Origin of the sequence: Hyphomonas sp. CY54-11-8 (genome assembly GCF_000682735.1) — a bacterium.
Classification (GTDB): domain Bacteria; phylum Pseudomonadota; class Alphaproteobacteria; order Caulobacterales; family Hyphomonadaceae; genus Hyphomonas.
The window spans coordinates 52448-76706 of sequence record NZ_AWFD01000008.1; the positions used below are offsets into that span (position 1 = coordinate 52448).

The following is a 24259-nucleotide window of genomic DNA, read 5'->3' on the forward strand; positions in this document are numbered from 1 at the left end:
CCGGTTAGAAAGAGGCGAGTCCCTATCCCCAAAGGCGAGTAGGCACAAGCAGCCAAACGCGCTGCGGTGCAGCACCCGACAGTGTTTTTTCAGATCAGCGCGCGTTCCGGGCAGGGCTGCGCACAATCGCGACGATCGGACCCATATCGGTGCCGCCATCATCCCGTCCGAGAGATGGCGCATAGAGCCGGGAAACCACGCCATCGAGATAGAGCGCGTCGGGCGTGCCGAGCCGGTCGCGGAAGAGACGGGCGAATGTGTCGAAGTTCACCGGCGCGTCGCTGATCGCGAACCAGAGCGTGTCGCCATCGGCGCTGAGGCCGACTCCGTTGCGGCGCTTGCGGCTGGTGCCGCCCGGATTGAAGGCCGGATGCAGCGCGCCATCGATCACCAGCATCGGGCCGGATTGTGTGGCGAAGCGCGCGCCGGGGGAAAGGGCTTCATAAGCCAGAGTCTCGGTCACATGCGCGTGGCCTTCGGTATCCACCCAGAACACGCCGTTCGGCAGCAGGCCGAAATTGCCGGGCCCGGCATTGCTGATGAGGCGGGCGCTCTGCTGGCCGTCCTCGACATAGAGCCCGACCGGGCGGCGGTCCTCATGGTACATGCCGGCGTTCATCGCGAAGACGAGGTCTCCGCCATCGACTGTGACGGCGTCCGCCAGACGGTCGAAGTCCGCAAACGGCGCGCCATCGGAATGGGTGTGGAACAGGGCAAGGCCCGGATCGTCCGCCGCAAATTGGCAGACTGTGAAGGGCTGGTCCTCGAACCGGATCGCCTCGCAGGCTTGCACCGTCTCCTCCCGGCAGGCGGGAAGCAGGATCAGCAAGAGGAAGATCGACCAGGTGCGCATGAGCGCAACCTATCCATCCTCCTGAACGCCTTCCAGAGCCCGTTATCAGCCCGTCTCAAATTTTTCGATATATCTATATCTTGTATTTTCGATATATCTAAATTATATTCCGATCAGATATATCGAAAGGACACAAAATGAGATATCGAAACAGACATTCAAATCGCGGTGCCGGCGTGCACATTTTTGTCGACCAGGGCGAAGACTGTGTTGGCGGCTGTAATGACCGAAAGGGATGGGGCATGCGCCAGGGACGAGGTGGACGCGGATTCGGACGCGGGCAGGGGAGAGGCCCCGGCGGTGGCCGTGGTCGCCGCCGCCCGCTCGACCATGGCGATCTCCGCCTCCTGATCCTGAAACTGATCTCGGAAGAGCCGCGCCACGGCTATGAAATCATCCGCGAGGTCGAAGCCCGCACGGGCGGCGCCTATGTGCCGAGCCCCGGCGTCATCTATCCGGCGCTGGAAGCATTGCTGGATCTGGGCTGGGTGCATGCCGAGGCAGACGGATCGCGCCGGTCATTCAGGCTGACTGAGCAAGGCGAAGCCGAACTCGAAGCCGAAGCCGCGACGTTGGCACGGATCGAACTGAGGCTGGCGGACCTGCTGGACAGCGACCGGCCGGAAGACCCGCTGGACGTGCGCGGGGCCATGTGGCGTCTGCGCCATGCCGTGCGCGAAGCCGTTCGGGCGCACCCGGAGGATCTGGACCGCCGCAAGGCCGTTGCAGACATCCTGACCGAAGCGCAGGAGCGTATCAGCAAGCTGGACGAAGAATGATCGGAACGGGCCGGGAGGTGAAAGCTTCCCGGTCTCTTACGCCTCGGCGTCGCCAGCCTCGGCCGCGAGCGCTTCGCGGCGTTTTTCCGCGGCGGATTTCTTGACGCTTTCAGAGCGCAACTGGCCGCAGGCCGCAAGGATGTCACGGCCGCGCGGCGTACGGATCGGGCTGGCATAACCGGCCCGGTTCAGCACTTCGGCAAATTCCTCGATCGTCTCCCAGTCGGAGCATTCATACGGGCTGCCCGGCCACGGATTGAACGGGATGAGATTGATCTTCGCCGGAACACCCTTCAGCAGGCGGACAAGGTCACGCGCCTCAGCCAGCGTGTCGTTGACGCCTTTCAGCATGACATATTCAAACGTCACACGTTTCGAATTGCTGAGGTCCGGATAGGCGCGGATCGCGTCGAACAGGGTCTGCAAATCGTATTTGCGGTTAATCGGCACGATCTCGTTGCGCAGGTCATCATTCGTCGCGTGCAGCGAAATGGCGAGCGCGGCATTGGTGCGGTGGCCCAGTTCCGGGATCTTCGGCGCCACGCCTGCGGTCGACACCGTGATGCGGCGGCGGCCAATGGCGATGCCGTCACCATCGGAAATCGTGTCGATCGCCTCGGCGACATTGTCGAGATTGTAGAGCGGCTCGCCCATGCCCATGAACACGATATTGGTCAGGCGGCGGTTCTCGGTCGAGGTCGGCCATTCGCCGAGCTCGTCGCGCGCGATCAGCACCTGCGCAACGATCTCCTGAGCCGTCAGGTTGCGGACCAGTTTCTGCGTACCGGTATGACAGAAGGTGCAGTTCAGCGTGCAGCCGACCTGGCTGGAGACACAGAGCGCCCCCGCCTTGCCGACATCCGGGATAAAGACGCTTTCGCCTTCGATGCCGGGGCCGAACCGGGTCAGCCATTTCTGTGTGCCGTCGCGCGAGACCTGATGATCGGCGATTTCCGGGCGGTTGAGGATGTAGCGTTCCGCCAGCTGGGCGCGCAGTTCCTTTGCCACATCGGTCATGTCGGCGAAGTCCTGCGTGCCGAAATGATGAATCCAGCGGCGCAGCTGCTTGGCGCGCATGCCCGATTTCCTCGGATCGACGCCCATGGCCTCCATCTCCGCCTTCAGCGCAGGCAGGCTCAGCCCGGCCAGAGAAGACGGGGCAGCAGGGACCGCGTCAGGGCGGCGGGAGAGGTCCAGTTCGATCTTCATTTCGCGGGGCCTATATCACGGTTGGGTGACAGGCGGAAACCACCAGTACAGCTTTGGTTCACAAGGGGTTCATCCGATCGCCCTCAAAAAGCCACGAGCGGAACATATGTCTCCGCCGCGCGTTGATACGCGTCCCGAAAAGTGGGCTGATCCAGATATGGAGCTGATAATATGAAACGTCTCGCCATTGCCGTCTGTGCTGTCTCAATGCTCGCCGCCTGTGCGGAAGGGCCCAGCCGTAACGTTTGGACCGGCGCCGCTGCCGGCGCGATCCTCGGAGCCGGAGCCGGTACGCTCGCGGGCGGGGACGACGGCCGCAATGCTGCAATCGGTGCAGCAGTGGGCGCCATCGCCGGCGCTGCCGTCGGTGACTACATGGACAAGCAGGAACGCGCACTGCGCGAACAGACTGCTGGTACCGGTATCGGTGTTGAGCGCCAGGGCGACCAGATCGCGCTGACCATGCCATCCAACATCACATTCGATGTCGACAGCTCGACCATCAAACCGGGCTTCTATGCCACGCTGAACGATGTCGCCACGACGCTGGTCGACTATCCGTCGACGGCTGTGGACGTCATTGGCCACGCGTCTTCGGATGGCCCGGATGACTACAACATGCAGCTGTCTCAGCGCCGCGCGGCTTCCGTGCAGAACTACCTCGTCAGCCAGGGCGTTGCCTCGGTCCGCATGCGCGCCATCGGCATGGGCGAAACCCAGCCGATCGCCGACAACTCGACCGCTGAAGGCCGCGCTGCCAACCGCCGCGTCGAGATCATCCTGACGCCCGTGACGCAGGACAGCTACTAAGCTGCCTCACCCTATTGAGGGTGTGAGATAAAGGAAAGGCCAGCCAAAGCACACGGCTGGCCTTTTTCTTTGGCCGTTTTCCGGCCGGACTCTACGCGACTTCTGTGTCCGGAACGTCTATACACATATCCAGCAAGGGGACGCTCATGATCAACGAAGACGCCCCTGTGCATAACCCGCGCGGAAAATTCGGCAAATCCGGACCATATCGCGGCGCCGTTTCCGAAGGGATCCGGGGAATGTCCTGGCTGTTTCTGAAAGCGGCGGGCTGGCATGTCGCGACGGACTGGCCGGATGTGACAAAGTCGGTCGTGATCGCAGCCCCCCACACATCGAATTTCGACGGCCTTCTGATGCTCGCCATAGCAGGCTGGTATCGGCAGAAGCTCAGCTGGATGGGCAAGGCCTCGCTAGTGTCAGGCCCTTTCGGCGGGCTCGTGCGCCGGGCAGGGTGCGTACCGGTCGACCGATCGAAATCCGGCGATGTCGTCACACTGATGCGGGAAACCTTCGAGCAGGCCGACTCCCTCCACCTTGCCATTTCACCGGAAGGTACGCGGGATGCGAATGCAAACTGGAAAACCGGCTTCTGGCATATCGCGAAATCGGCCGGTGTGCCGATGCTGATCGCGGTGCTGGACTTCGGGACAAGGGAAATGCGGTTCGAAGGGCCGATGATGCCGGGCGAAGACATCGGCGCAGACATGGCCGAGATCGTCGCGCACTATCGCGATGCTGAAGGAAAGCACCCGGAAAAATTCGTTCTGCCGGAGTGAGGCATTAGCGGCAGGTGGCGGCGGCCTTGTCGATGGCGGCGGCAGATCCGCTGAGCGAGAAGTGATAGGCGACCTGCGTGTTCCGTGCTGACACGGCCTGTACGCGCAGTTCCGAACCTTTCTTCAGTGCCGTGACGATGCGGGAATCGTCGGAATCGTCGGCAAAGGCTTCGCGGCCCACGGCGAACAGCGTCCAACTGGACCGGCCGACCTGCGCTTTCGGGGCCATGTCTTCGCGCAGATTGTAGCCAACCTTGAGGCTTGGCTGGTTGCGGGCACGGCCGGATTTCCAGCTGGTCACATAGAACCAGACATCGCCATGGTCGGCATTCTTCGGCGCCTTGTCGGTGGCCGGGGTTGCCGCATAGCAGATCGTTTCGCCGCCGGTCGTGTCGGTGAAGACCGACCAGTCCTTGTAGCGGCCCACAGCTGCAGGCTCAGCTGAGGCGAGCGGGGCAGCGAGGAGAGCGGCGGCGGCTAGCAGGCCAGAAAAGCGGAGGCCAGAAAAGCGGAGGGAAGGGGTCATAAATGTATGCATCTTCTATACAGCGTCTCGTCCGGTTCGGTTTCTGCCGCCAGTCTAGGTGTCATAGAGTTAAGGCCAAACTTCGGCAAACTGAATGACGTGGCTGTGGCGGCCGATTTCTGTAACCGCACCTTTGCACAAAAGGTGTGAGCGCCGGATGAACCCCGCTGTTGTTTGCGGTTCAGGCGAGCGGGTCAGCCCGGCAGCTTGCCATCTCCCGGAACGCCGCCCGGCATGATGGGGCGCGGGGCATAGGCGCCGAGGGCGAGGTGGCGGTCATACATGACCATCGCGCCTGCGAGGCTGAGATTGATGCAGAACTTGGTCGGGATCTTCACGACATGGTCGCAGCGGGCGATCGTTTCCGGCGACAGGCTGCCGCGCTCCGGGCCGAGGATATAGGCCGCCTGCACCGGATGGCGGAAGGTTGGCAGCATCACGGCGTCGTCGGTCAGCTCCACGCCGACCAGCTGGCAGCCGCGCGGCAGCTGCATCTCGTCGATCGTGTCGTACTGGTAGTACGGGATGTGACCCGCCGTTTTGGACGTGTCGGCGGCATAGGCCGCCCGCAGGCGATGCTCTGCGTCGATAGAGAAGAAAAAGCTCGCCCCGAACGCGTTCGCCGTCCGCATCAGCGCGCCGAGATTCATGGCCTTGGAGATCCGCTCCGACCCGATGGCAAAATATCCGCGCATGGGCTCAGAATGCTCTCGCAATGAAGCGCAGATAGGCAAGAGAGAGAAGAATGGCCATTGGCGCTGTATAAGTCACCCGCCGGGCAAGGCGCAAATGCGAGATCGGGGCAGGGTAGGTCTTAGCCAGCCAGGCGGTGTGCTCGCCGATCTCTGCCGACGTGCCGACCGCCGCAATGGCGGCGCGGTAGATGGCATCGCGATAGTCACCGCCGAATTTCTCTGCCAGCGCCCGGCGCAGCGACACCGAGATCAGCATCCGCATCTGCGCCGCCAGCACCAGGGTGAAACCGGTTACGCCCAGAACGATCCAGCCAGCGACGATCATGCGAAGGTTGCCACTTCGAACCGGCCGTCGGCATCCATCAAGCCGCGCTTCAGGCCGCCGGAATTGGAGCCTGTGATCAGCGTTCCGTCGGCGCCGACGGCGATCATGCCGCCTTCGCCGCCGAGGTGTTTAACATCGTCCAGCGCGCCTTGCACGGCATCCTCCAGCGAGGCGCCGCCATAGCGGATCCGGGCGGAAACGTCCGCAGCGGCGGCCGCGCGGATGAAATACTCACCAAGGCCCGTACAGGAGATGGCGCAGCGCTCATCCGCCCAGGTGCCGGCCCCGATCAGGGGCGTATCGCCCACCCGGCCAGGGGTCTTGGACTTCACCCCGCCGGTGGAGGTGGCGGCCGCGAGGTCGCCATACTGGTCCAGCACCACCGCGCCGACCGTGCCCATGGCCCGGGCCGGTAGCAGGCAGCGCTCTTCCACCGGCTGGTAATAGGTATCGGGGTCGCGCACTTCTGGCAGGCCATATTCCGTCGCCAGCGCCCAGGCGCCTTCGCCCGCGATCAGCACGTGCGGCGTGCGCTCCATGACGATCCGGGCAGCGGCGATGGGGCTGATGATGCCGGAGAGGGCCGCAACGGCCCCGGCATTGCGGGTACGCCCGTCCATGATGGCCGCGTCCAGCTCATATCGCCCGTCCTTATTGGGCGCAGCGCCCTTTCCGGCCAGGTGCAGGCCGGACTCTTCGAGCGCCGCGACCATGGCCTCCACAACGTCCAGCGCGGCCACGCCTGAGGCCAGCCGTTTGCCGCCTTCGCGCAGCAGTTCGGCCATGTGCGCTTCTTCGCGTGAATAGTCGCGCCCGAAAACCGGTCCGGCGCCGCCATGCAGGGCGATGGCCCATTTCCTCGCCATAGCTGGTAATACTCCCTTACGTCAGGCTTGGATTATGAAGGCCACACCGCTACCGTCTGGCGCAGCAAACAACAAGACAGGAAGGGAAGCGCGCTCATGAAAGCTGTGCTGTCGAAAGAAGTCGGCGGACCGGAAACTCTGGTCCTCGAAGAGATCGCCTCGCCGGAATACGGCAAGAACCAGGTTCTGGTGCGGGTGAAGGCGTGCGGGGTGAACTTCCCGGACTCGCTGATGATCAAGGACATGTATCAGTTCAAGCCGCCGCGTCCGTTCAGCCCGGGTGGCGAAGTGGCCGGCTTTGTCGAAGCAGTCGGGGAAGGCGTCACCCATGTGAAGCCCGGCGACCGGGTTCTGGCGTCCATCGGCAATGGCGGCATGGCGGAACTGGCCGTCGCGGCGGCCCATTCCGTGATGCCCATCCCGGACGACATGCCGTTCGCCGAGGCGGCGGCGTTCATGATGACCTATGGCACGTCCTATTACGCCCTGAAGGACCGGGCGGACCCGAAAAAAGGCGAGAAGCTGCTCGTCCTCGGCGCGGCTGGCGGTGTCGGCATCGCGGCGGTCGAGCTTGGCAAGGCGATGGGCCTCGAAGTCATCGCGGCCTGTTCCAGCCAGGAGAAGGTGGATTTCTGCCTCGGCAAGGGCGCCGACAAGGGCCTCGTCTATGCCCGCGAGCTCGACAAGGACGGCATGAAAGCCTTCTCGAACGACATCAAGGAAATCTCCGGCGGCGGCGTGGACATCATCTATGACGGCGTCGGAGGCAATTATGCCGAGCCAGCACTGCGCGCGATGAACTGGGAAGGCCGTTTCCTCGTGATCGGTTTCCCGGCCGGCATTCCGAAGATCCCGCTGAACCTGACCCTCTTGAAAAGCTGCGACATCCGCGGCGTGTTCTGGGGCGCGGCGGTGGCCCGCGATCCGAAGGCGCATGCGCAGAACGTCAAGGAACTGTTCGAGCTCTACACCGCTGGCAAGATCCGTCCGCACGTCTCCAACACCTATCCGCTGGAGAAGTCGGCCGATGCCATCCTTGAACTGACGGAACGCCGGGCCCAGGGCAAGGTCGTCATCGTCATCGACTAAGCGGCAGTCCATGGCTTTCCCGGTACCGGCCTCCTGATCTAGAGAAGGGGCTGGTACCGGAGAAACGCCATGACAGACTTGCGCACGCTTTACCCCGAAATCGAACCCTTCGAGACCGGCTTCCTCGATACCGGGGACGGCCACAGCGTCTATTGGGAACGCGTCGGCACAAAAGGCGCAAAGCCGGCTGTCTTCCTGCATGGCGGGCCGGGCGGCGGCTGTTCGGCCAGTCACCGGCGCCTGTTCGATCCGGCGCTTTACGACATCATCCTGTTCGACCAGCGCGGCTGCGGGCGGTCGACACCATTCGCCAGCCTCGACAACAATACGACCTGGCACCTCGTCGCGGATATCGAACGCCTGCGCGAGATGGCCGGTGTGGACCAGTGGCAGGTCTTCGGTGGGTCCTGGGGCTCGACGCTGGCGCTTGCCTATGCCGAAACCCATCCGGAGCGGGTGAGCGAGCTGGTGCTGCGCGGCATCTATCTGCTGACCAAGGCGGAGATGGACTGGTACTACCAGTTCGGCGTGTCCGAAATGTTCCCGGAAAAGTACGACGCCTTCATCGCCCCGATCCCGGAAGCGGAACGCGGCGATCTCGTCACCGCCTACCGCAAGCGCCTGATCGGCGATAACCGGGAGGAGCAACTGCGCTGCGCCAAGGCGTGGAGCGTGTGGGAAGGGGAGACCATCACCCTGCTGCCGGAACCGTCCACCTCGGACCAGTTCCACGAGGCCGAATTTGCACTCGCCTTCGCGCGGATCGAGAACCACTATTTCATTCATGCAGGCTGGTTCGAAGACGGACAATTGCTGCGCGATGCGGGACGGCTGAAGGACATTCCCGGCACGATCGTGCACGGCCGCTATGACATGCCGTGCCCAATGCGGCAGGCCTGGGAACTGCACAAGGCCTGGCCGAAAGCGGACTTCTATCCCATCGAAGGGGCGGGCCACGCATATTCGGAGCCGGGCATCCTCGACCAGTTGATCCGCGCGACCGACAAATATGCCGGCAAGGCCTGAGGGCGCTGACGGACACTGCTAGTTGAGTCTCAAATGAAAAGCCCGCCGGTGCGATCCGGCGGGCTTTGTCTTTTCCGTTATCTGACGGATTATTTCTTGTCGTCGTCGACTTCCTCGAAGTCGGCATCGACCACATCGTCGCCATCTGCAGCGGCGTCCGCTGCCGCGTCAGCATGAGCGGTCGACTCCTGCTGGCTGGCGTAGATGGCTTCGCCGAGTTTCATGGCGGCCGACATCAGGGCCTGATGCTTGGCCTGGATGTCTGCGAGATTGTCCGTTTCGCGGGCTTCTTTCAGCTCGCCGACGGCTTTCTCGATCTCGCCTTTGACGTCCTCGGAGACCTTGTCGCCATGCTCTTCGAGCTGCTTCTCGGTCTGGTGCACCAGGGCTTCGGCGTGGTTCTTCGCTTCCACCAGTTCGCGGCGGGCCTTGTCGGCACCTGCATTGGCTTCAGCGTCTGCCATCATGCCTTTGATGTCGTCTTCCGAGAGACCGCCATCGGCCTGGATGGTGATGACCTGTTCCTTGCCGGTGGCCTTGTCCTTGGCGGACACGGACACAATGCCGTTGGCGTCGATGTCGAAGGTCACTTCGATCTGCGGCACGCCGCGCGGGGCCGGCGGGATGCCTTCGAGGTTGAACTGGCCGAGCATCTTGTTGTCAGCGGCCATTTCGCGCTCACCTTGGAAGACCTTGATCGTCACGGCGGGCTGGTTGTCGTCAGCCGTCGAGAAGACCTGGGACTTCTTGGTCGGGATCGTCGTGTTGCGGTCGATCAGGCGGGTGAACACGCCGCCGAGCGTCTCGATACCGAGCGACAGCGGGGTCACGTCGAGAAGGACCACATCCTTCACATCGCCCTGCAGCACGCCGCCCTGGATCGCGGCGCCGATGGCGACCACTTCATCCGGGTTCACACCTTTGTGCGGTTCACGGCCGAAGAATTTCTTCACCGCTTCCTGGACAGCCGGCATACGGGTCATACCGCCGACCAGAACCACTTCGTCGATCTCGGAAGCCGACTTGCCGGCATCCTTGAGTGCTTTCTCGCACGGCGCGATGGTGCGCTTCACGAGGTCCTCGACCAGGGTTTCGAACTTGGCGCGTGTCAGCTTGATGTTGAGGTGTTTCGGGCCAGTCGCATCCGCCGTGATGAAAGGCAGGTTCACTTCGTATTGCGAAGCGGACGACAGCTCTTTCTTGGCCTTTTCGGCTTCTTCCTTCAGACGCTGGAGGGCCAGCTTGTCCGTCTTCAGGTCGATGCCCTGATCCTTTTTGAACTCTTCGGCGAGATAGTCGACGATGCGAAGGTCGAAGTCTTCACCGCCGAGGAAGGTGTCGCCGTTCGTCGACAGAACTTCGAACACACCGTCGCCGATTTCCAGCAGCGAGACGTCGAACGTACCACCGCCAAGGTCGTAAACGGCGATCGTCTTGTTCTCGCCTTTGTCGAGGCCATAGGCGAGGGCAGCTGCCGTCGGTTCGTTGATGATGCGCAGCACTTCGAGACCGGCAATCTTGCCGGCGTCTTTCGTGGCCTGACGCTGGGCGTCGTTGAAGTAGGCCGGGACCGTGATGACGGCCTGGGTCACTTCGCTGCCCAGATAGGCTTCTGCGGTTTCCTTCATCTTGGTGAGGATGAAGGCGGAAATTTCCTGCGGGGCGTAGTCCTTGTCGCGGCCTTTGACCCATGCATCGCCATTCGGGCCCTTGACGATCTCGAAAGGCGAGATGGCCTTATCCTTCTGCGCGGTCGGATCGTCGAACTGACGGCCGATCAGGCGCTTGATGGCGTAGAATGTGAAATCCGGGTTGGTCACGGCCTGCCGGCGTGCCGGCATGCCGATGAGGCGCTCGCCGCCTTCGGTGAAGGCAACGACGGACGGGGTCGTGCGCGCGCCTTCTGCGTTCTCGATGACCTTCGCCTGGCCGCCTTCCATGACGGCAACGCAGGAGTTCGTGGTCCCGAGGTCGATACCGATAATCTTACTCATTTTGTGTCTCTCTCTCCTTTAGCCGCCACCCGCCCAGTTTCGCGCGGTCTGCTTAGCAGCCCCGCAAGGCAGATGGCTCTGCAAGTGACGTTTTGAGTAGGCGAATGGAGGGTTTGAACCTGTTCGCCCGTTCGGTCTGGGATATGGGGAAATTTCAACGCGTCACAAGAGGCCTGCGACGCCTTTTCCATGTCTCGCTGTGCTTTGCGGCCATAGACCGCGCCTATGGCAGCGAATTGCAGGATTTATTTGAGAATCATTCGCACTTGGGCCAGATTGGCCGGTGGAACAGGCGCTATTCATGGTCCTTACATGGTCTGTTCCTGGTGTTCTTCATGGTCTGGAGCGGGAGTTATCCAACAGATGTCATTGCAAGCGTTCAAGACGATGACCTACAGCCTGATGCACCTGTCAGTGGCGATGACGGTGGCCCTCATCCTGACCGGCAGCTGGCACGCCGCGCTGGCCATCGGCCTGATCGAACCGCTGGTGCAGACGGCCGCCTACACGCTGCACGAACGCGCCTGGGCCCGCGCCACGCCCGTCCGGTAACGTCTCAAAGCGTTCATGTGCGGGCGGGGGCGAACCGTGCTAGGCCTCTACCTGAAGGCGCATGACGAAAAGGCGGGGCGATGCAGCTGGAAGTCATCAGCACGGTGAACGACCCCGGCGTGCCGGGCAAAACAGGTGATGACCGGGCCGGATTCGACGCTGCCGCAGGCACCGCCTGGGTGTTGGACGGGGCGACCGATGTGACCGATTTGCGCCCGTTCCCGGCCTGCGAAAGCGGCGCGGCCTGGATCGCCGAAGCCCTGTCAGACCGGCTGATGCAGGGGCCTCAGAGCGGCGAGACACCCGAGGCCTATTTCGCCGCCGTCCTCGCTGATGTGCGTCAGCGCGCCGAAGCCGAAAGCCGGATTCCATTGGAGAAATTACCGGGCGAGGCCCTGCCAATCGCTGCAGGTATCTGGATGTGGCTGCAGGGCGACGAGGCGGTTTTTGTCTTCATGGGCGACTGCATGGCGCTCGTCCGGTCCGGGTCAGAGGTGCGCCTGATCGGTCATGCGGAAAAGGTGGAAGACGAGACCGCCGCAGCCCGCCGCGTGATGGCCCTGACGCCGGAAGAACGCATGGGTTGGCTGCGTCAGAGCCGGCGGCTCTCTAACGAAGTCGGAGGTGTTTTCGGTCTAGGCCCGGCGGTCGCCGGCAACCTCCAAATCCAGCGTGCGACGGTGAAACCGGGCCACGAAGTCTGCCTGGTGAGCGACGGCCTCTACCGGCTCATCTCGCCCTACGCGACGCACACGTTGGAAAGCCTGATGGCGGACCTGTCTGAGCGGGGTCTGCCCGCCCTGATCCGCGTGCTGCGCGACTTCGAAGACACGCCCCACGAAGACATCCCCCGCATCAAGCGCAGGGACGATGCTTCAGCGGTTTACCTGAAAATCGAAGTCTAGTTCGTGGAGCCTGCGCTGACGGCGACCATGGCGGCGCGCAGGACACGGTCGCCGATCTTCCAGCCGGTCTGGAACACGTCGTGGATCGTGCCCGGCGCCTGCGGGGAGGGGACGTTCGCCACGGCCTGGTGCAGGTTCGGGTCGAACGCGTCGCCGGGCAGGGCCGCGATCACGGACACGCCGTTGCGGGCCAGCGCCGTGTGCAGTTCTTTCTCCGTCATCTCGATGCCGCCGAGCAGGTTCTTGCCGGCTTCCGAGAGCGCGTCGCGATCCCCGTCCGGCAGGGCGGCGAGGGCGCGGGCGAGATTGTCGGAGACGCTGAGCAGGTCTGCCGCGAACTTCTCGATCGCATAGACCCGCGCATCGGCGACCTCTTTCTGGGCGCGCTTGCGGGTGTTGTCGAGATCAGCCAGCGTGCGCAGCAGCTGGCCGCGCATCTCTTCCTTTTCCGCTTCGAGGCGGAGGATCGTATCTTCCGGCGTCGCCTCTTCCGGGGCGGCGTTTTCAGGCGTTTCGACAGATTCCGTGTCTTCAGTCTTCGCTTCGTCGCTCATCATTTTCCGTCCTTGGCGCGGCGGCGGGAGAGGATCTCGCCCACGACCTTCGCTGTATAGTCTACCATCGGGATCACTCTTGCATAATTGAGCCGCGTCGGCCCAATCACGCCAAGGGCGCCGATGACCTGTTTTCCGCCTCCCATATAGGGCGCGACGATCACACTTGAACCTGATAGCGGGAAAAGCTGGTTTTCAGAGCCGATGAAGAGTCGCACCCCACCGGCTTCCCGTGTCGTATCGAGGATATCCAGCACGTTCTGTTGGCGCTCCAGCTCATTGAATAGCTGGCGTACGCGGTCGAGATCCTCGGCGGCTTTGGCATCTTCCAGCAGGTTTGCGCGGCCTCGCACAATCAGGGACCGGCCCCGGCCGGGTGTTTCGCCGCTCCATTGGGCGAGCCCCTGTTCGACAAGGCCGGCGGCAGTCACATCAAGCTGCGCACGGCGGGAGCTCAGCTCCTCCCGCACATCCTGTGCCGCTTCCGCGAGTGTGCGGCCCTTCATGCGGGTGGAGAGGTAGTTGCCCGCTTCGATCAGTGCCGTGGAAGGCAGGCCCTCGGGCACCTGGATGAAGCGGTTTTCGACATCGCCATCCTCGGTCAGCAGGATGCAGATGGCATCGCGCGGGCCGAGCGGCAGAAATTCGACATGGCGCACGGCGGCGTCGCGCTTCGGAGAGGAGACAAGGCCCGCGCCGCCCGCAAGGCCCGAAAGGATATCGGAGGCTTCGGACAGCACGTTCTCGAAGTCGGCGCCGGCCGATTTCAGGCGGTCGTCGATCGTCTGGCGGTCGGCCCGGGCGGGTTCACCGATCTCCAGGAAACCGTCCACAAAGAGGCGCAGGCCCATATGGGTCGGTGCGCGCCCGGCGGAGATGTGCGGTGCGTCCAGAAGGCCGAGCTCGGTCAGGTCCGCCATCACGTTCCGGATCGACGCAGGGGAGAGGGCGATGCTGCCCTTGGACAGGGTGCGCGAGCCGACAGGTTCCCCGGTCGCCAGATAGCCCTCGACGATCTCGCGGAAAATGTCCCGCGAGCGCTGGTCGAGGCGCTGCATCAGCGATTGTGTGTCCGGATGCGTTTGCATACCAAAATGGATAGGGGGCCGATGGCCCGCATTCAATAGGCCTCACACCGTGAGGTTGGTGCCATGTTCCCGATCCTGGGCGCTGCGCCATGCGAAATAGGAATAGATTACCGAAATGATCGCGGCGAGCCCGACCCAGGCGGTCAGCTGGACGGCCAGTAGCAGACCATCAAAAATGAACGCCCCGGCAAGGCCCAGCGCCCCTGCTGCCATGAACAGCGGCCCCGCCACCCGGTGCGTCTTTTCCCAAGCCGTATCGGACGACAGCGTTCACGGCGTGCGGATGCCAAAGAAGAAGCTGGACCGGGTCTTGGGCAGGTAATTTCCTACGATGATGAACAGGACCGAGGCCCCAGCGATGATCCAGCGAACCATCTGACCGGATCCCTCGGCAGCTTCTCCGACGCGGGTCATCTGAAGGGCGACACCGCCATGGATGCAGGTCAGCAGCACCATGACCGCCAGCCAGATCGCGACATAGCCGCGCCGGCCGGTTTCGATATTGCCCTTCCGCGGATCGATCGAGGGCAGGGCCGCCATTAGCAGGCCGACCGCCAGCGTGATCACCGGCAGGGTCCAGAGAAAGCGGATGGCTCCGGCTCGGTCAGTCCAGCGGTCGGGGGCGCCCGAAGGCCCCCAATGGATTGGAAATTCTCCGGAGGCCGGAAGCGCATGGATGGCTGCCACCGAGATGGCAACGCTGGCAGCTGTCGCCCCTAGGGTGATCAGAAGACCGTTACGGACAAAGGGTTTCATTCGGCTGCCTCCTTGATGGGGTCATCACCGTCATCCCGGCCGATCAAGCCGAGCAAGGCGGTGGCGGCGTCTTCCAGGACGCTGGTGTTGATACGGTAGAGGATCTGGTTGCCCTGCCGGTCGGCGGTCACCAGTTCGGCGTCCTTCAATACGGCGAGGTGGCGGCTCATGGTCGGCCAGCTCGTGTCGAATTCGGCAGCAAGATCGCCTGCAAGCTGCGGCCCCTTGCGCAGAAGCGCCAGGATCTGCCGGCGGGCAGGATGGGACAGGGCCTTGAAGACAGCGTTTTGCATTTCTGCTAATTAGCAAAAATGCTAATTAGGGTCCATTATGAAATTTCTGCGGGCAGAGCAGGGAGCTGTCACATTAGTAGAGGCCGTCGATTTCGCCGTCGGTATTGAGGGAAATGCCCTCGGCGGCCGGATGCCTGGGCAGGCCGGGCATGGTCATGATGTCCCCGCAAATGCCCACGACAAATCCGGCGCCTGCCGACAGGCGCACTTCCCGCAATTGCAGAACGTGTTTCTCCGGCGCCCCGACCAGTTTTGGATTGTTGGAGAAACTGTACTGCGTCTTGGCCATGCAGACCGGCAGATGGCCAAAGCCGGCCTCTTCCATTCGCCGGAGCGCCGCGCGGACATTGTCCGACGCCTCGACCTTTTCGGCACGATAGATTTCACGCGCCACGGTTTCGATCTTTTCGAGCAGGGGTGCCTCGTCCCGGTAGAGCAGTTTGAATTCTGCAGGCTTGGTATCGATTGTCTCGACGACCTTGCGGGCAAGGTCTTCTGCGCCGCGGCTGCCTTCAGCCCAATGCGTGCAGACCGACACCGGCACGCCCAGATCGTGGCAGTAGGCTTCAACCGCTGCCAGCTCGCTGGATGTGTCGGAGGTAAACCGGTTGATCGCCACCACCACCGGCACGCCGAATTTCTTCAGATTCTCGATATGTCGGCCAAGGTTGGCGAGCCCGGCTTCCAGCGCGCCATAGCCGACAGAGGCAGACTCCTTCAACGACAGTCCGCCATGCATTTTCAGGGCACGGACAGTAGCGACCAGCACGGCGGCAGATGGTGCGAGCCCGGCCTGGCGGCATTTGATGTTGAAGAATTTTTCGGCGCCGAGGTCTGCCCCGAACCCGGCTTCGGTGACGACATAGTCCGACATCTTCAGCGCGGCCTTTGTCGCGATGACCGAGTTGCAGCCATGCGCGATGTTCGCAAACGGCCCGCCATGGATGAGGACGGGATTGTTCTCCAGTGTCTGCACAATATTCGGCAGCAGGGCGTAGCGCAGTAGCGCCATGATCGCGCCCACAGCGCTGATGTCCTTCGCGGTGACTGGCACCCGGCCGCGCTTGTAACCGACCACGATCCGTTCCAGCCGTTCTTCCAGATCGTGGGCATCTTTGGCGAGGCAGAGAATGGCCATGATCTCCGAAGCGACCGTGATGTCGAAGCCGGATTCCATCGGCGAGCCGTTGCCGGAGCCGCCAAGTCCGGTCACGATCTGGCGCAGATTGCGGTCATTCATGTCCAGCACACGGCGCCAGGCAACACGGGTCGGTTCCAGTCCGGTTTCCGCGCCCCAGTGCAAATGGTTGTCGATCATCGCCGCCAGCAGATTGTGCGCTGACGTGATGGCGTGGAAATCACCCGTGAAGTGCAGGTTGATGTCGTCCATTGGAACGACTTGTGCACGGCCGCCGCCTGTGGCGCCGCCCTTCATACCAAAGCAAGGGCCGAGCGAAGGCTCGCGCAGGCAGAGCAGGGCGTTCTTGTCCAGACGGCGCAGCGCATCGGCGAGGCCGATGGAGGTCGTGGTCTTGCCTTCACCCGCCGGCGTCGGGTTGATCGCCGTCACCAGGATGAGCTTGCCATCCTTCTTTTGTTTCAGGCTGGCCAGGTAGTGGCTGCTGATCTTTGCCTTGTCGTAGCCGAAGGGGATGAGGTCCTGTGCGCCAATTCCCAGACGCTGACCGATCTGTCCGATAGGCAGTTTCTTCGCACCCCGCGCAATCGTGATGTCGCTGGTCATGGACCCCCGCTTTCTGTTCCCTAGGCGATCCGGTGTAGACAGGTGCGGCAAAACCCGCAATCAGGCGTGGCACCAAACAGGAGGTCCCCCATGAGCCAGCTCGTCCGCCCGTCAGGCCGCCCCTTTGACCAGATGCGCGAGATCGTCCTCGAGACCGAAGTGACCCGCTATGCGGAAGGCTCTTGCCTGGCGAAGTTCGGCAATACGCATGTCCTGTGCACGGCGAGCTGGGAAAACCGGGTACCGGGCTGGATGAAAGGGCAGGGGCGCGGCTGGGTGACGGCGGAATACGGCATGCTGCCGCGTGCGACGCACACCCGCGGTCGACGCGAAGCCGCGGCTGGAAAGCAGTCCGGCCGGACGCAAGAGATCCAGCGCCTGATCGGTCGCTCACTGCGCTCGGTCTGCGATCTTGCTGCCCTTGGCGAGAACCAGATCACGATCGATTGTGACGTGCTGCAGGCCGACGGCGGCACGCGGACAGCGTCCATCACGGGCGGCTTTGTCGCCTTGTCGCTGGCCTGCAAATACCTTGTCGATGAGGGCGTGATCCCGGCGAACCCGATCGTGAAACAGGCCGCCGCCATCTCGGTCGGCGTCTATCAGGATCATCCCGTTCTGGACGTGGATTACCCGGAAGACTCGGCAGGCGAGGCTGACATGAATGTTGTCATGAGTTCTGACGGCGGCTTCATCGAAGTTCAGGGCACCGGCGAGGAGCGTCCGCTGACACGCGTCGAGCTGGATGAAATGCTGCGTCTTGCCGAGAAGGGCTGTAACGAACTGTTCGCCGCCCAGCGTGCGGCGCTCGCCTAAGCAGGCAGCTCAATAGCGCGGCTTCGGCCCGCCCAGCATGTCGCCGAGTGTTCGTACGGTGGCTGTCGCGACCTGCATCGGGGTCGGCTTGCGGCGGTGCGCGTGGCGGACGAAGTGGCCGCAATTGGACCCGAACAGGTCATATTCCTTGCCGAGATGGCGCCGGGCACGCAGCTCGACATGATACCCTTCGAGATCGCTGTAGCGGCCATGCAGGCGCACATCACGTCCGGCTGAAAAAGCTTCGAAGCTTTGTTCCACCACGCCGCCATGCAGGCGCGAATTGCAGATCACGGTCCCGCGTGAAGTCACGACGCCATAATGTCTGAGCACACCGCCAAAGCGGATCGAGACGACATCTCCTGAATCGTAGAGACCGTCCCGCATCGCTATTCCGCCGCGACGCGTTCGGTGGCGCCGTCATCTTCGGAGTCAAAGATGAGGATGTCTCCCGGCTGACAGCCGAGTTCCCGGCACAGTGCTTCCAGGGTGGAGAAGCGAATGGCTTTCGCCTTGCCGGTTTTGAGGATGGAAAGATTGGCGAGCGTCACGCCGACACGTTCCGACAGTTCCGTCAGGGACATGCGGCGGTCTAACAGGACACGATCGAGGGTTACGCGAATAGACATGGCTACCCTCCTATATGGTCATTTTTTCTTCGTCGCGAAGGCGTGTGCCTTCCCGGAAGACTTGGCTGAGAATGAACAGGGCGGCCACAGACGCCCAGGCGATAAGGTCAACGGAAAATTCAAGCGATGTACCGGTGACCATCAGCCCCACGAAGATGGCGATGACGTACCGCATCAGCTGGGTAATGGCGATTGCGATGGCGATGCGGGTGAGGCGAACGGCATTTTCCGGCACGAACGGATCGCCCGCCGCGAGAGTTGCCAGTATCTTGCGCAATTCGAGGCTCACAAAAACCACCGCACAGACCACGACCAGCACACCGACCAGGCCGGCGGCAAGTTCGGGAACGGAGATATCGTGATCGTCGACCTTGATGGCGCCGATGCTGATGGGAGACCCGGAGAGCATCGAAACGAGTTCAATACCGCCGGCCAGGAGAACGATGGCGCCGATGGCAGCCGTCATCCACATGACGACAGTGACGAGGACTGTCATGATCGCCGCCATGGAATTGCGCGTTTTACCTGTCATGCCTTCTTCTCTTCATCCTTTCCGCTGGATGATCTATGCCGGACTGAGCGTTGCTTCTCTACAAGCTCTTACCGAATAACGATATAGGAATTTGTGACGAAAGCAAGAATGGAACCATTTCAGAAGGGCGAAATATGACACATCGCACCCTGTCCTCCGGCAGGTTGATCGCCGCCACACACAACAAGGGAAAAGTGAGGGAACTCAAGGACTTGTTCGAGCCCTTGGGTCTCGAAGTTGTCTCTGCTATTGATCTGGACCTGCCAGAGCCTGAAGAAACTGAGAGCAGTTTCACCGGCAATGCGCTGCTGAAAGCGCGGGCCGCGGCGGCCGAAACGGGCGCACCGGCCCTGTCGGACGATTCCGGGCTGTCGGTCACTTTGCTAGACGGAGCCCCCGGCATTTACTCCGCAAGGTGGGCAGGCGAGCCGCGCGATTTTGGTGTTGCCATGGCCCGGGTGGAGCAAGAGCTGCAGGCGGCCGGCAATTCAGACCGGTCTGCCAAATTCGTCTGCGCGCTCGCCGTCGCCTGGCCGGATGGGCATGAGGAAGTCTTCGAGGGCGAAGTGCATGGACAGCTTGTCTGGCCGCCGAGAGGGCAGAAGGGCTTCGGCTATGACCCGATCTTCGTCGCCGATGGAGAAACGATCACCTTCGGCGAAATGGATCCGGACCGGAAACATGCGATGAGCCACCGCGCCGATGCTTTCCGCAAATTGAAGGCGGCGCTTCTGTCGTGACGGACGACGCCCTGCATCCTTTCGGTCCGCATTTCGGGTTTGGCCTCTATGTGCATTGGCCCTATTGCGCGCGCATCTGCCCGTATTGTGATTTCAATGTGTATGCCGCAAAGGACCGTGATCCGTCCTTGCTGGTCGACGCGATCTGCACCGATATTCGCGAGCACCGCCAGCGCATGCCGGAGCATGGCGCGCTGGACTCTGTCTATCTCGGCGGCGGGACGCCATCGCTGCTGGCGCCAGAAGATGTCGAGCGCATCCTGATAGCTGCGGATGATGTGTTCGGTGTGAAACCGGGCGCGGAAGTCACGCTGGAAGCGAATCCGAACGATGTGATGCGGGCCGATCTTACGGGCCTGAAAAGTGCCGGCGTGAACAGGCTTTCCGTTGGTGTCCAGTCATTGCGCGATTCAGCGCTGGCCTTTCTCGGCCGTGATCATGATGCCGACGGCGCGCGGGCGAGCGTTGCGCGGGCGATGCGCGTGTTCCGGTCTGTCAGCGTCGACCTGATCTATGCCCGGCCCGGTCAGCAGACGGATGACTGGCAGAACGAACTGGAAGACGTGCTGGCCATGGGCATGCCGCACCTGTCTCTCTACGAGCTGACCATCAAGGAAGGGACGGCGTTTGGGCTTGCCGTCGGGCGGGGCCAGATCAACCCCATGCCCGACGATGATCAGGCCGACATGTTCGAGCTGACACAGGATCTTCTGGAGAAGGCAGGATTGCCGGCCTATGAAGTATCCAATCATGCCATGTCGCCGGAATACCAATCCGTGCACAATCTCATCTACTGGCAGGGCGGGGACTGGATCGGAGCAGGGCCCGGCGCGCATGGCCGCGTGACCGTGAGCGGGCATCGCTATGCCTATGAGGCGCACCGCCGCCCCGAAGTCTACATGGCCAATGTCCAGGCGCTCGGCTCCGGCTGGGGCGATGCTGAGCGGCTGGATGCAAATGCGATCGCGCAGGAGTTGCTGGCCATGGGGCTACGTCCCGCGAGCGGCATTGACGTGGCGCGGATCGAGGCCGTGTCCGGCAGGCCGGTATCGCGTGAAAAAATTGCCGTCTTCGTCGATCAGGGCTGGGTCAATTTCGACCAGGGCGTCCTGTCGCTGACGCCATCGGGCCGATTGCTGGCCGACGCGCTGACAGCCCAGCTAGCGTCCTGATCCCGCGGGTCGGCCTTATGCGGGAGGCTGGCGCCCCATTCTTTCTTCCCAGTGCCGTCGGCACAGCGAGACATAGACCGATTTTCCGATGGAGACCTGGTCGCCTTCGGTCAGGGCTTTCCCGTTCGGACCCAGACGCGCAACCATGGTCGCCTTGCGCCCGCATTCGCAGATCGTACGGACTTCGCGCAGTGAGTCTGCGATCGCGAGCAGGGCAGCGGAGCCCTCGAACAGTTCGCCGCGGAAATCCGTGCGCAGGCCGTAGGCCAGAACCGGCACATCCAGGCGGTCAGCTACACGGGCGAGCTGCCAGGCCTGATCTTTCGTCAGGAACTGGGCCTCATCGACGAAGATCGCATCGATGCGGTGTTCGGCCTGCCTGTTCTTCACCAGGGAGAAGAGATCTGTTTCGTTCGTGTACAGTGTGGCATCGGCGCTGATGCCGATGCGGGACGAAATATGGCCGGCGTCGTCGTCCTTGTAGAGGGCCGACGTGAGCAGGAGGACATCCATTCCCCGCTCACGATAATTATACGCCGCCTGAAGCAGAATCGTCGACTTTCCTGCATTCATGGCGGCGTAGGAAAAATAGAGCTTGGCCATAGGAGATGAGGCGTTGTCGTCTATTCGAGGGCGCGTGCAACCCCGTCACGGCGCGGGTCCGCCCCGCCTTCCAGGCCATCTTCGCGCACGATGATGACATGCAGACCGGAATTCTCGCCCTGACGTTCTTCGACATTGTAGCCCATCTCACGCAGGGCTTCGGCCGCTTCCGGTCCACCTTCGCGGTCGACTTCCACGCCAACCACATCGCCGCGGGCGATAATGTTCGGCAGGTCGATGGATTCCTGCGCCGACTTGCCCCATTCGAGCACACCGACCAGCGTCTTGGCGACATAGGCGACAATGGAGTTTCCTCCCGGCGAACCGGTGACCATGAACAGATCACCATCCGGATCGAAGACGAGCGTCGGCGACATGGACGAACGCGGGCGCTTGTTGCCCGCAACGGCGTTGGCGACCGGCTTGCCGCCTTTCGTAGGCTCACGCGAGAAATCGGTCAGCTGGTTGTTCAGCACGAAGCCGTGAACCATCACCGAGTTTCCAAAGGCTGATTCCACGGTCATCGTCATGGAGACGGCATTGCCGTACGGGTCGATGATCGAGAAATGCGTCGTGCCCGGACGATGATCAGTCGGGTCCTCACCCCACATCTGGCGCATCGGGCCACGGCCGAGTGCGATCCCCGGATCGCCCGGCGTTGCATGCTCGTCCGGTGCGAAGACTTCAGTCGCGCGCACGTCGAGATATGTCGGATCGATCAGTTCTGCGGCCGGGACCGGGACGAAATCGGCGTCGGCGACATAATGGTCGCGGTCGGCATAGGTCAGGCGCTGGGCATCAACGAAGGCTTTCAGGAAACCTTCCTCGGTTGCGTCTTCTTCGCTGGTCGGCTTGAGCCGGTCGTACAGGCCGAGGATCATGTTCTGCGTCACGCCGCCGGAAGATGGCGGCGGGGCTGAACATACCTTGTAGCCATCTGGCTCCACACCGCAGAGCGCTGGACGGACAGCGACCTCATAATTGGCGAGGTCCTCTACCGTCATTGCACCTGGCAGGGACGGGTCGTGGGATACGGCATAGGCGATCGATTCAGCGATCTCTCCGGAATAGAAGGCGGCCGGGCCTTCGGTTGCAACGCGCTTCAGCGTTTCGGCGTAGGCTGGATTTGTCTTGATCGCCCCCTCCGCCAGCGGTACGCCATCCGGATAGAAGTAGGCTGAGGATTCCGGGAGATCATCGAGCCGGACGTATTGTTGAAGGCGGTCGCTGGCGAGCGTGGCAGCGAGCTTGCGTTCTACCACGAAACCGTCTTCGGCGAGCTTGATCGCAGGCTGGAAGAGTTCGTCCCAATCCAGTTTGCCAGCAGCATCATGGGCGGATTTGTACAGTGCGACTGCGCCCGGTACGCCCACCGACCGACCGGACTGCCAGGAGGAGATGTAGTCCATCACCTCGCCGTCTTTCATGAAATATTCCGGTGTGGCTGCGGCCGGCGCGCGCTCACGTCCGTCGAACACGGTGATCTCGTCGCTCGCATGGTCATAATAGACCATGAAACCACCACCGCCGATGCCGGAGCTCTCCGGTTCCACAAGGCCAAGCGCGGCATGCACCGCAATTGCCGCATCGACCGCTGTGCCACCCTTGCGCAGCATCTCCAGACCAGCTTCGACGGCTTCAGGATTTGCCGCCGCTACCATGGCGCCTTTGGTCCAAGCAGTTGCGTCGACGGCTTCCGGCGCCGCTTCCGAAGTCTGGCTGGCGGCTGCGTCTGCCGCGCTCTGAGCCGCTTCGGATGCCGAGACATCCTGCTTCCCGTTCGGTGCCGCGCAGGCTGACAGGAGGAGGGCGGCAAGGAGGGGGCGGGCGATCTTCATGGCAGTGTCCTTGGCTTGCGTGAGTCGCGGCGGACCTTAAGAGAGTGAATCCCAAAGGGAAAGACCGACAGGACATTGCAATGGCCACAGCAGCCGGGAAACGGAATCTCATCACTGATGTCGCAGGTGTGCGTGTCGGACAGGCACAAGATGCCCGCATCGATACAGGTGTCACAGTGATCCTGCCGGACACTCCCGTGATTGCCGCCTGTGCTGTCGCCGGGGGAGGGCCGGGAACTCGGGAAACGGACCTGCTTTCAGCTGGCGCAATGGTGGACCATGTCGATGCAATTTTCCTTTCCGGCGGGAGCGCATTTGGACTGGGTGCAGCTGATGGCGTGATGGCGGGTCTCAAAGAGGCGGGACGCGGGTTCAGCCTGGTCGAACGGCCCGGTGTGCCGCCCACGCCCATCGTGCCCGGAGCCATTCTGTACGATCTGGCGAATGGGGGCGACAAGAACTGGACCGGTATTGCGCCTTATGCGGCGCTTGGCCTTGAGGCTTTCAAAACCGCTTCGAAAGATTTCGACCTCGGGCGCGCTGGGGCGGGGCACGGCGCGCGCGCGGGCCAGCATCCGGGCGGCACGGGCTCGGCCAGTGCCGTGACGGCGGAGGGGTTCACCGTTGGAGCGCTCGCGTGTGTGAACGCCTTCGGTTCGGTCTTGATGCCCGGAACTGACGTTTATTGGGCCTGGCCGTATGAACTGGACGGTGAGTTTGGCGGAGTGCGGCCTCCGGCAGATTTCGCGATGGATCCGGACGATTGGGGTGCGGCGAAGGTCAATCCGGTCCTCGGCCAGAACACAACGATCGCCTGTGTTGCAACAGACGCTCCGCTGACGCCTGCCCAGGCCAGCCGGATTGCTCAGATGGCTTTATCGGGATTCTCCCGTGCAATCCGGCCGGTATTTGCACCCTTCGACGGAGACGCGGTATTCGTGCTATCAACCGCAAGTGAAGCCTTGCCGGCTCCGGACCCGTTGACTGTGACCCGGATCGGAGAGTTAGCTGCCTCGACTTTGGCCCGGGCGATTACGCGCGGCGTGCATGAGGCGCGGCGGCAGTCCGGCGCAGTGGCCTGAGGGGACG

29 protein-coding genes are annotated in these 24259 nt (G+C 62.6%); 11 read left to right on the top strand and 18 right to left on the bottom strand.

Features of this window, described 5'->3' with window-relative positions; all coding sequences use genetic code 11:
* Positions 1-94: 94 nt before the first annotated feature.
* Positions 95-853: a phosphodiester glycosidase family protein gene (locus tag HY17_RS07725; protein ID WP_034765352.1), complete on the bottom strand. Its 759-nt coding sequence runs from the start codon at positions 851-853 to the stop codon at positions 95-97.
* A 242-nt stretch (positions 854-1095) separates the two neighbouring features.
* Here HY17_RS07725 and HY17_RS07730 point away from each other — a divergent pair, with 242 nt between their 5' ends.
* Positions 1096-1632, top strand: a complete 537-nt coding sequence (locus HY17_RS07730; RefSeq protein WP_034765444.1) for a PadR family transcriptional regulator — start codon at positions 1096-1098, stop codon at positions 1630-1632.
* A gap of 36 nt (positions 1633-1668) precedes the next feature.
* Here the strand turns inward: HY17_RS07730 and rlmN are convergent, their stop codons facing one another.
* Positions 1669-2841: a 23S rRNA (adenine(2503)-C(2))-methyltransferase RlmN gene (gene rlmN / locus HY17_RS07735; RefSeq protein WP_034765355.1), complete on the bottom strand. Its 1173-nt coding sequence runs from the start codon at positions 2839-2841 to the stop codon at positions 1669-1671.
* Between the two features lie 171 nt (positions 2842-3012).
* Between rlmN and HY17_RS07740 the strand changes: the two genes are divergently transcribed.
* Positions 3013-3651: an OmpA family protein gene (locus HY17_RS07740; RefSeq protein WP_034765357.1), complete on the top strand. Its 639-nt coding sequence runs from the start codon at positions 3013-3015 to the stop codon at positions 3649-3651.
* Positions 3652-3797: 146 nt separating this feature from the next.
* Entirely contained in the window at positions 3798-4427 is a 630-nt protein-coding gene (locus HY17_RS07745) for a 1-acyl-sn-glycerol-3-phosphate acyltransferase (protein ID WP_051599823.1), read from the top strand.
* A 4-nt stretch (positions 4428-4431) separates the two neighbouring features.
* Here the strand turns inward: HY17_RS07745 and HY17_RS07750 are convergent, their stop codons facing one another.
* From HY17_RS07750 to HY17_RS07765, 4 genes are all read right to left on the bottom strand, one after another.
* Positions 4432-4953, bottom strand: a complete 522-nt coding sequence (locus tag HY17_RS07750) for an invasion associated locus B family protein (RefSeq protein WP_065383163.1) — start codon at positions 4951-4953, stop codon at positions 4432-4434.
* Positions 4954-5147: 194 nt separating this feature from the next.
* Positions 5148-5648 carry an RNA methyltransferase gene (locus HY17_RS07755; protein ID WP_034765359.1) on the bottom strand — a complete coding sequence of 167 codons (501 nt, stop codon included), beginning with the start codon at positions 5646-5648 and terminating at the stop codon, positions 5148-5150.
* Positions 5649-5652: 4 nt separating this feature from the next.
* Entirely contained in the window at positions 5653-5973 is a 321-nt protein-coding gene (locus HY17_RS07760; RefSeq protein ID WP_034765361.1) for a hypothetical protein, read from the bottom strand.
* Complete coding sequence (locus HY17_RS07765) at positions 5970-6839, bottom strand: isoaspartyl peptidase/L-asparaginase family protein (protein ID WP_034765364.1); 870 nt, start codon at positions 6837-6839, stop codon at positions 5970-5972. The genes HY17_RS07760 and HY17_RS07765 overlap by 4 nt, the downstream gene beginning before the upstream one ends.
* Before the next feature lie 96 nt (positions 6840-6935).
* On the opposite strand from HY17_RS07765, the gene HY17_RS07770 reads away from it, so the two are divergent.
* Together HY17_RS07770 and pip are read left to right on the top strand one after the other, a co-directional pair.
* On the top strand, positions 6936-7928 hold the full coding sequence (locus HY17_RS07770; RefSeq protein WP_034765367.1) for an NADPH:quinone oxidoreductase family protein: 993 nt from the start codon (positions 6936-6938) through the stop codon (positions 7926-7928).
* Between the two features lie 69 nt (positions 7929-7997).
* The gene (pip, locus tag HY17_RS07775) at positions 7998-8954 is read left to right on the top strand and encodes a prolyl aminopeptidase (protein WP_034765370.1); all 957 of its coding nucleotides are present in this window, start codon (positions 7998-8000) and stop codon (positions 8952-8954) included.
* Between the two features lie 89 nt (positions 8955-9043).
* Here pip and dnaK read toward each other — a convergent pair whose 3' ends face one another.
* Positions 9044-10948, bottom strand: a complete 1905-nt coding sequence (gene dnaK, locus HY17_RS07780) for a molecular chaperone DnaK (RefSeq protein ID WP_034765372.1) — start codon at positions 10946-10948, stop codon at positions 9044-9046.
* 363 nt (positions 10949-11311) lie between these two features.
* On the opposite strand from dnaK, the gene HY17_RS07785 reads away from it, so the two are divergent.
* Together HY17_RS07785 and HY17_RS07790 are read left to right on the top strand one after the other, a co-directional pair.
* The gene (locus HY17_RS07785; RefSeq protein WP_034765374.1) at positions 11312-11500 is read left to right on the top strand and encodes a DUF2061 domain-containing protein; all 189 of its coding nucleotides are present in this window, start codon (positions 11312-11314) and stop codon (positions 11498-11500) included.
* Positions 11501-11580: 80 nt separating this feature from the next.
* Positions 11581-12405, top strand: a complete 825-nt coding sequence (locus tag HY17_RS07790) for a protein phosphatase 2C domain-containing protein (protein ID WP_034765376.1) — start codon at positions 11581-11583, stop codon at positions 12403-12405.
* Here the strand turns inward: HY17_RS07790 and grpE are convergent.
* The 6 genes from grpE to HY17_RS07815 all read right to left on the bottom strand — a co-directional run bounded on the left by grpE (position 12402) and on the right by HY17_RS07815 (position 16840).
* Positions 12402-12959 carry a nucleotide exchange factor GrpE gene (gene grpE / locus HY17_RS07795; RefSeq protein ID WP_034765379.1) on the bottom strand — a complete coding sequence of 186 codons (558 nt, stop codon included), beginning with the start codon at positions 12957-12959 and terminating at the stop codon, positions 12402-12404. The genes HY17_RS07790 and grpE overlap by 4 nt on opposite strands.
* Positions 12959-14017: a heat-inducible transcriptional repressor HrcA gene (hrcA, locus tag HY17_RS07800; protein ID WP_233348706.1), complete on the bottom strand. Its 1059-nt coding sequence runs from the start codon at positions 14015-14017 to the stop codon at positions 12959-12961. The genes grpE and hrcA overlap by 1 nt, the downstream gene beginning before the upstream one ends.
* Before the next feature lie 72 nt (positions 14018-14089).
* Positions 14090-14314 (bottom strand): SdpI family protein, encoded by a 225-nt coding sequence (locus HY17_RS19900; protein WP_081813039.1) that lies wholly within the window; start codon positions 14312-14314, stop codon positions 14090-14092.
* A gap of 3 nt (positions 14315-14317) precedes the next feature.
* Entirely contained in the window at positions 14318-14803 is a 486-nt protein-coding gene (locus tag HY17_RS07805) for a DUF1648 domain-containing protein (RefSeq protein WP_034765383.1), read from the bottom strand.
* Positions 14800-15096 (bottom strand): autorepressor SdpR family transcription factor, encoded by a 297-nt coding sequence (locus tag HY17_RS07810; RefSeq protein WP_034765385.1) that lies wholly within the window; start codon positions 15094-15096, stop codon positions 14800-14802. Before HY17_RS07810 ends, HY17_RS07805 begins: the two co-directional genes overlap by 4 nt.
* A gap of 73 nt (positions 15097-15169) precedes the next feature.
* Positions 15170-16840, bottom strand: a complete 1671-nt coding sequence (locus HY17_RS07815) for a formate--tetrahydrofolate ligase (protein ID WP_034765387.1) — start codon at positions 16838-16840, stop codon at positions 15170-15172.
* Between the two features lie 90 nt (positions 16841-16930).
* Here HY17_RS07815 and rph point away from each other — a divergent pair, with 90 nt between their 5' ends.
* Entirely contained in the window at positions 16931-17656 is a 726-nt protein-coding gene (gene rph / locus HY17_RS07820) for a ribonuclease PH (RefSeq protein WP_034765391.1), read from the top strand.
* 9 nt (positions 17657-17665) lie between these two features.
* On the opposite strand, the gene HY17_RS07825 is transcribed toward rph, so the two are convergent.
* From HY17_RS07825 to HY17_RS07835, 3 genes are read right to left on the bottom strand one after another with little or no spacing between them, the layout of a single operon-like run.
* On the bottom strand, positions 17666-18043 hold the full coding sequence (locus HY17_RS07825; RefSeq protein WP_034765393.1) for a hypothetical protein: 378 nt from the start codon (positions 18041-18043) through the stop codon (positions 17666-17668).
* A gap of 2 nt (positions 18044-18045) precedes the next feature.
* Positions 18046-18285 carry a helix-turn-helix transcriptional regulator gene (locus HY17_RS07830; protein ID WP_034765395.1) on the bottom strand — a complete coding sequence of 80 codons (240 nt, stop codon included), beginning with the start codon at positions 18283-18285 and terminating at the stop codon, positions 18046-18048.
* Positions 18286-18295: 10 nt separating this feature from the next.
* A complete protein-coding gene (locus HY17_RS07835) occupies positions 18296-18817 on the bottom strand; it encodes a DUF2975 domain-containing protein (RefSeq protein ID WP_051599824.1) in 522 nt (173 codons plus the stop codon).
* Between the two features lie 134 nt (positions 18818-18951).
* Here HY17_RS07835 and rdgB point away from each other — a divergent pair, with 134 nt between their 5' ends.
* Together rdgB and hemW are read left to right on the top strand one after the other, a co-directional pair.
* On the top strand, positions 18952-19557 hold the full coding sequence (gene rdgB / locus HY17_RS07840) for an RdgB/HAM1 family non-canonical purine NTP pyrophosphatase (protein ID WP_034765398.1): 606 nt from the start codon (positions 18952-18954) through the stop codon (positions 19555-19557).
* Positions 19554-20729, top strand: a complete 1176-nt coding sequence (gene hemW / locus HY17_RS07845; protein ID WP_051599825.1) for a radical SAM family heme chaperone HemW — start codon at positions 19554-19556, stop codon at positions 20727-20729. Before rdgB ends, hemW begins: the two co-directional genes overlap by 4 nt.
* Before the next feature lie 15 nt (positions 20730-20744).
* Here the strand turns inward: hemW and HY17_RS07850 are convergent, their stop codons facing one another.
* On the bottom strand, positions 20745-21332 hold the full coding sequence (locus HY17_RS07850; RefSeq protein ID WP_034765400.1) for a thymidine kinase: 588 nt from the start codon (positions 21330-21332) through the stop codon (positions 20745-20747).
* A gap of 20 nt (positions 21333-21352) precedes the next feature.
* Positions 21353-23170 carry a gamma-glutamyltransferase gene (ggt, locus tag HY17_RS07855; protein ID WP_034765402.1) on the bottom strand — a complete coding sequence of 606 codons (1818 nt, stop codon included), beginning with the start codon at positions 23168-23170 and terminating at the stop codon, positions 21353-21355.
* Positions 23171-23250: 80 nt separating this feature from the next.
* On the opposite strand from ggt, the gene HY17_RS07860 reads away from it, so the two are divergent.
* Complete coding sequence (locus HY17_RS07860) at positions 23251-24252, top strand: P1 family peptidase (RefSeq protein WP_034765404.1); 1002 nt, start codon at positions 23251-23253, stop codon at positions 24250-24252.
* The last annotated feature ends 7 nt before the right edge of the window (positions 24253-24259 follow it).

Bases quoted from the DNA above. Each gene is read 5' to 3' on its own strand.
- HY17_RS07725 (WP_034765352.1), bottom strand. From the start codon at position 853: ATGCGCACCTGGTCGATCTTCCTCTTGCTGATCCTGCTTCCCGCCTGC.
- HY17_RS07730 (WP_034765444.1), top strand. From the start codon at position 1,096: ATGCGCCAGGGACGAGGTGGACGCGGATTCGGACGCGGGCAGGGGAGA.
- rlmN (WP_034765355.1), bottom strand. From the start codon at position 2,841: ATGAAGATCGAACTGGACCTCTCCCGCCGCCCTGACGCGGTCCCTGCT.
- HY17_RS07740 (WP_034765357.1), top strand. From the start codon at position 3,013: ATGAAACGTCTCGCCATTGCCGTCTGTGCTGTCTCAATGCTCGCCGCC.
- HY17_RS07745 (WP_051599823.1), top strand. From the start codon at position 3,798: ATGATCAACGAAGACGCCCCTGTGCATAACCCGCGCGGAAAATTCGGC.
- HY17_RS07750 (WP_065383163.1), bottom strand. From the start codon at position 4,953: ATGACCCCTTCCCTCCGCTTTTCTGGCCTCCGCTTTTCTGGCCTGCTA.
- HY17_RS07755 (WP_034765359.1), bottom strand. From the start codon at position 5,648: ATGCGCGGATATTTTGCCATCGGGTCGGAGCGGATCTCCAAGGCCATG.
- HY17_RS07760 (WP_034765361.1), bottom strand. From the start codon at position 5,973: ATGATCGTCGCTGGCTGGATCGTTCTGGGCGTAACCGGTTTCACCCTG.
- HY17_RS07765 (WP_034765364.1), bottom strand. From the start codon at position 6,839: ATGGCGAGGAAATGGGCCATCGCCCTGCATGGCGGCGCCGGACCGGTT.
- HY17_RS07770 (WP_034765367.1), top strand. From the start codon at position 6,936: ATGAAAGCTGTGCTGTCGAAAGAAGTCGGCGGACCGGAAACTCTGGTC.
- pip (WP_034765370.1), top strand. From the start codon at position 7,998: ATGACAGACTTGCGCACGCTTTACCCCGAAATCGAACCCTTCGAGACC.
- dnaK (WP_034765372.1), bottom strand. From the start codon at position 10,948: ATGAGTAAGATTATCGGTATCGACCTCGGGACCACGAACTCCTGCGTT.
- HY17_RS07785 (WP_034765374.1), top strand. From the start codon at position 11,312: ATGTCATTGCAAGCGTTCAAGACGATGACCTACAGCCTGATGCACCTG.
- HY17_RS07790 (WP_034765376.1), top strand. From the start codon at position 11,581: ATGCAGCTGGAAGTCATCAGCACGGTGAACGACCCCGGCGTGCCGGGC.
- grpE (WP_034765379.1), bottom strand. From the start codon at position 12,959: ATGAGCGACGAAGCGAAGACTGAAGACACGGAATCTGTCGAAACGCCT.
- hrcA (WP_233348706.1), bottom strand. From the start codon at position 14,017: ATGCAGCGCCTCGACCAGCGCTCGCGGGACATTTTCCGCGAGATCGTC.
- HY17_RS07805 (WP_034765383.1), bottom strand. From the start codon at position 14,803: ATGAAACCCTTTGTCCGTAACGGTCTTCTGATCACCCTAGGGGCGACA.
- HY17_RS07810 (WP_034765385.1), bottom strand. From the start codon at position 15,096: ATGCAAAACGCTGTCTTCAAGGCCCTGTCCCATCCTGCCCGCCGGCAG.
- HY17_RS07815 (WP_034765387.1), bottom strand. From the start codon at position 16,840: ATGACCAGCGACATCACGATTGCGCGGGGTGCGAAGAAACTGCCTATC.
- rph (WP_034765391.1), top strand. From the start codon at position 16,931: ATGAGCCAGCTCGTCCGCCCGTCAGGCCGCCCCTTTGACCAGATGCGC.
- HY17_RS07825 (WP_034765393.1), bottom strand. From the start codon at position 18,043: ATGCGGGACGGTCTCTACGATTCAGGAGATGTCGTCTCGATCCGCTTT.
- HY17_RS07830 (WP_034765395.1), bottom strand. From the start codon at position 18,285: ATGTCTATTCGCGTAACCCTCGATCGTGTCCTGTTAGACCGCCGCATG.
- HY17_RS07835 (WP_051599824.1), bottom strand. From the start codon at position 18,817: ATGACAGGTAAAACGCGCAATTCCATGGCGGCGATCATGACAGTCCTC.
- rdgB (WP_034765398.1), top strand. From the start codon at position 18,952: ATGACACATCGCACCCTGTCCTCCGGCAGGTTGATCGCCGCCACACAC.
- HY17_RS07850 (WP_034765400.1), bottom strand. From the start codon at position 21,332: ATGGCCAAGCTCTATTTTTCCTACGCCGCCATGAATGCAGGAAAGTCG.
- ggt (WP_034765402.1), bottom strand. From the start codon at position 23,170: ATGAAGATCGCCCGCCCCCTCCTTGCCGCCCTCCTCCTGTCAGCCTGC.
- HY17_RS07860 (WP_034765404.1), top strand. From the start codon at position 23,251: ATGGCCACAGCAGCCGGGAAACGGAATCTCATCACTGATGTCGCAGGT.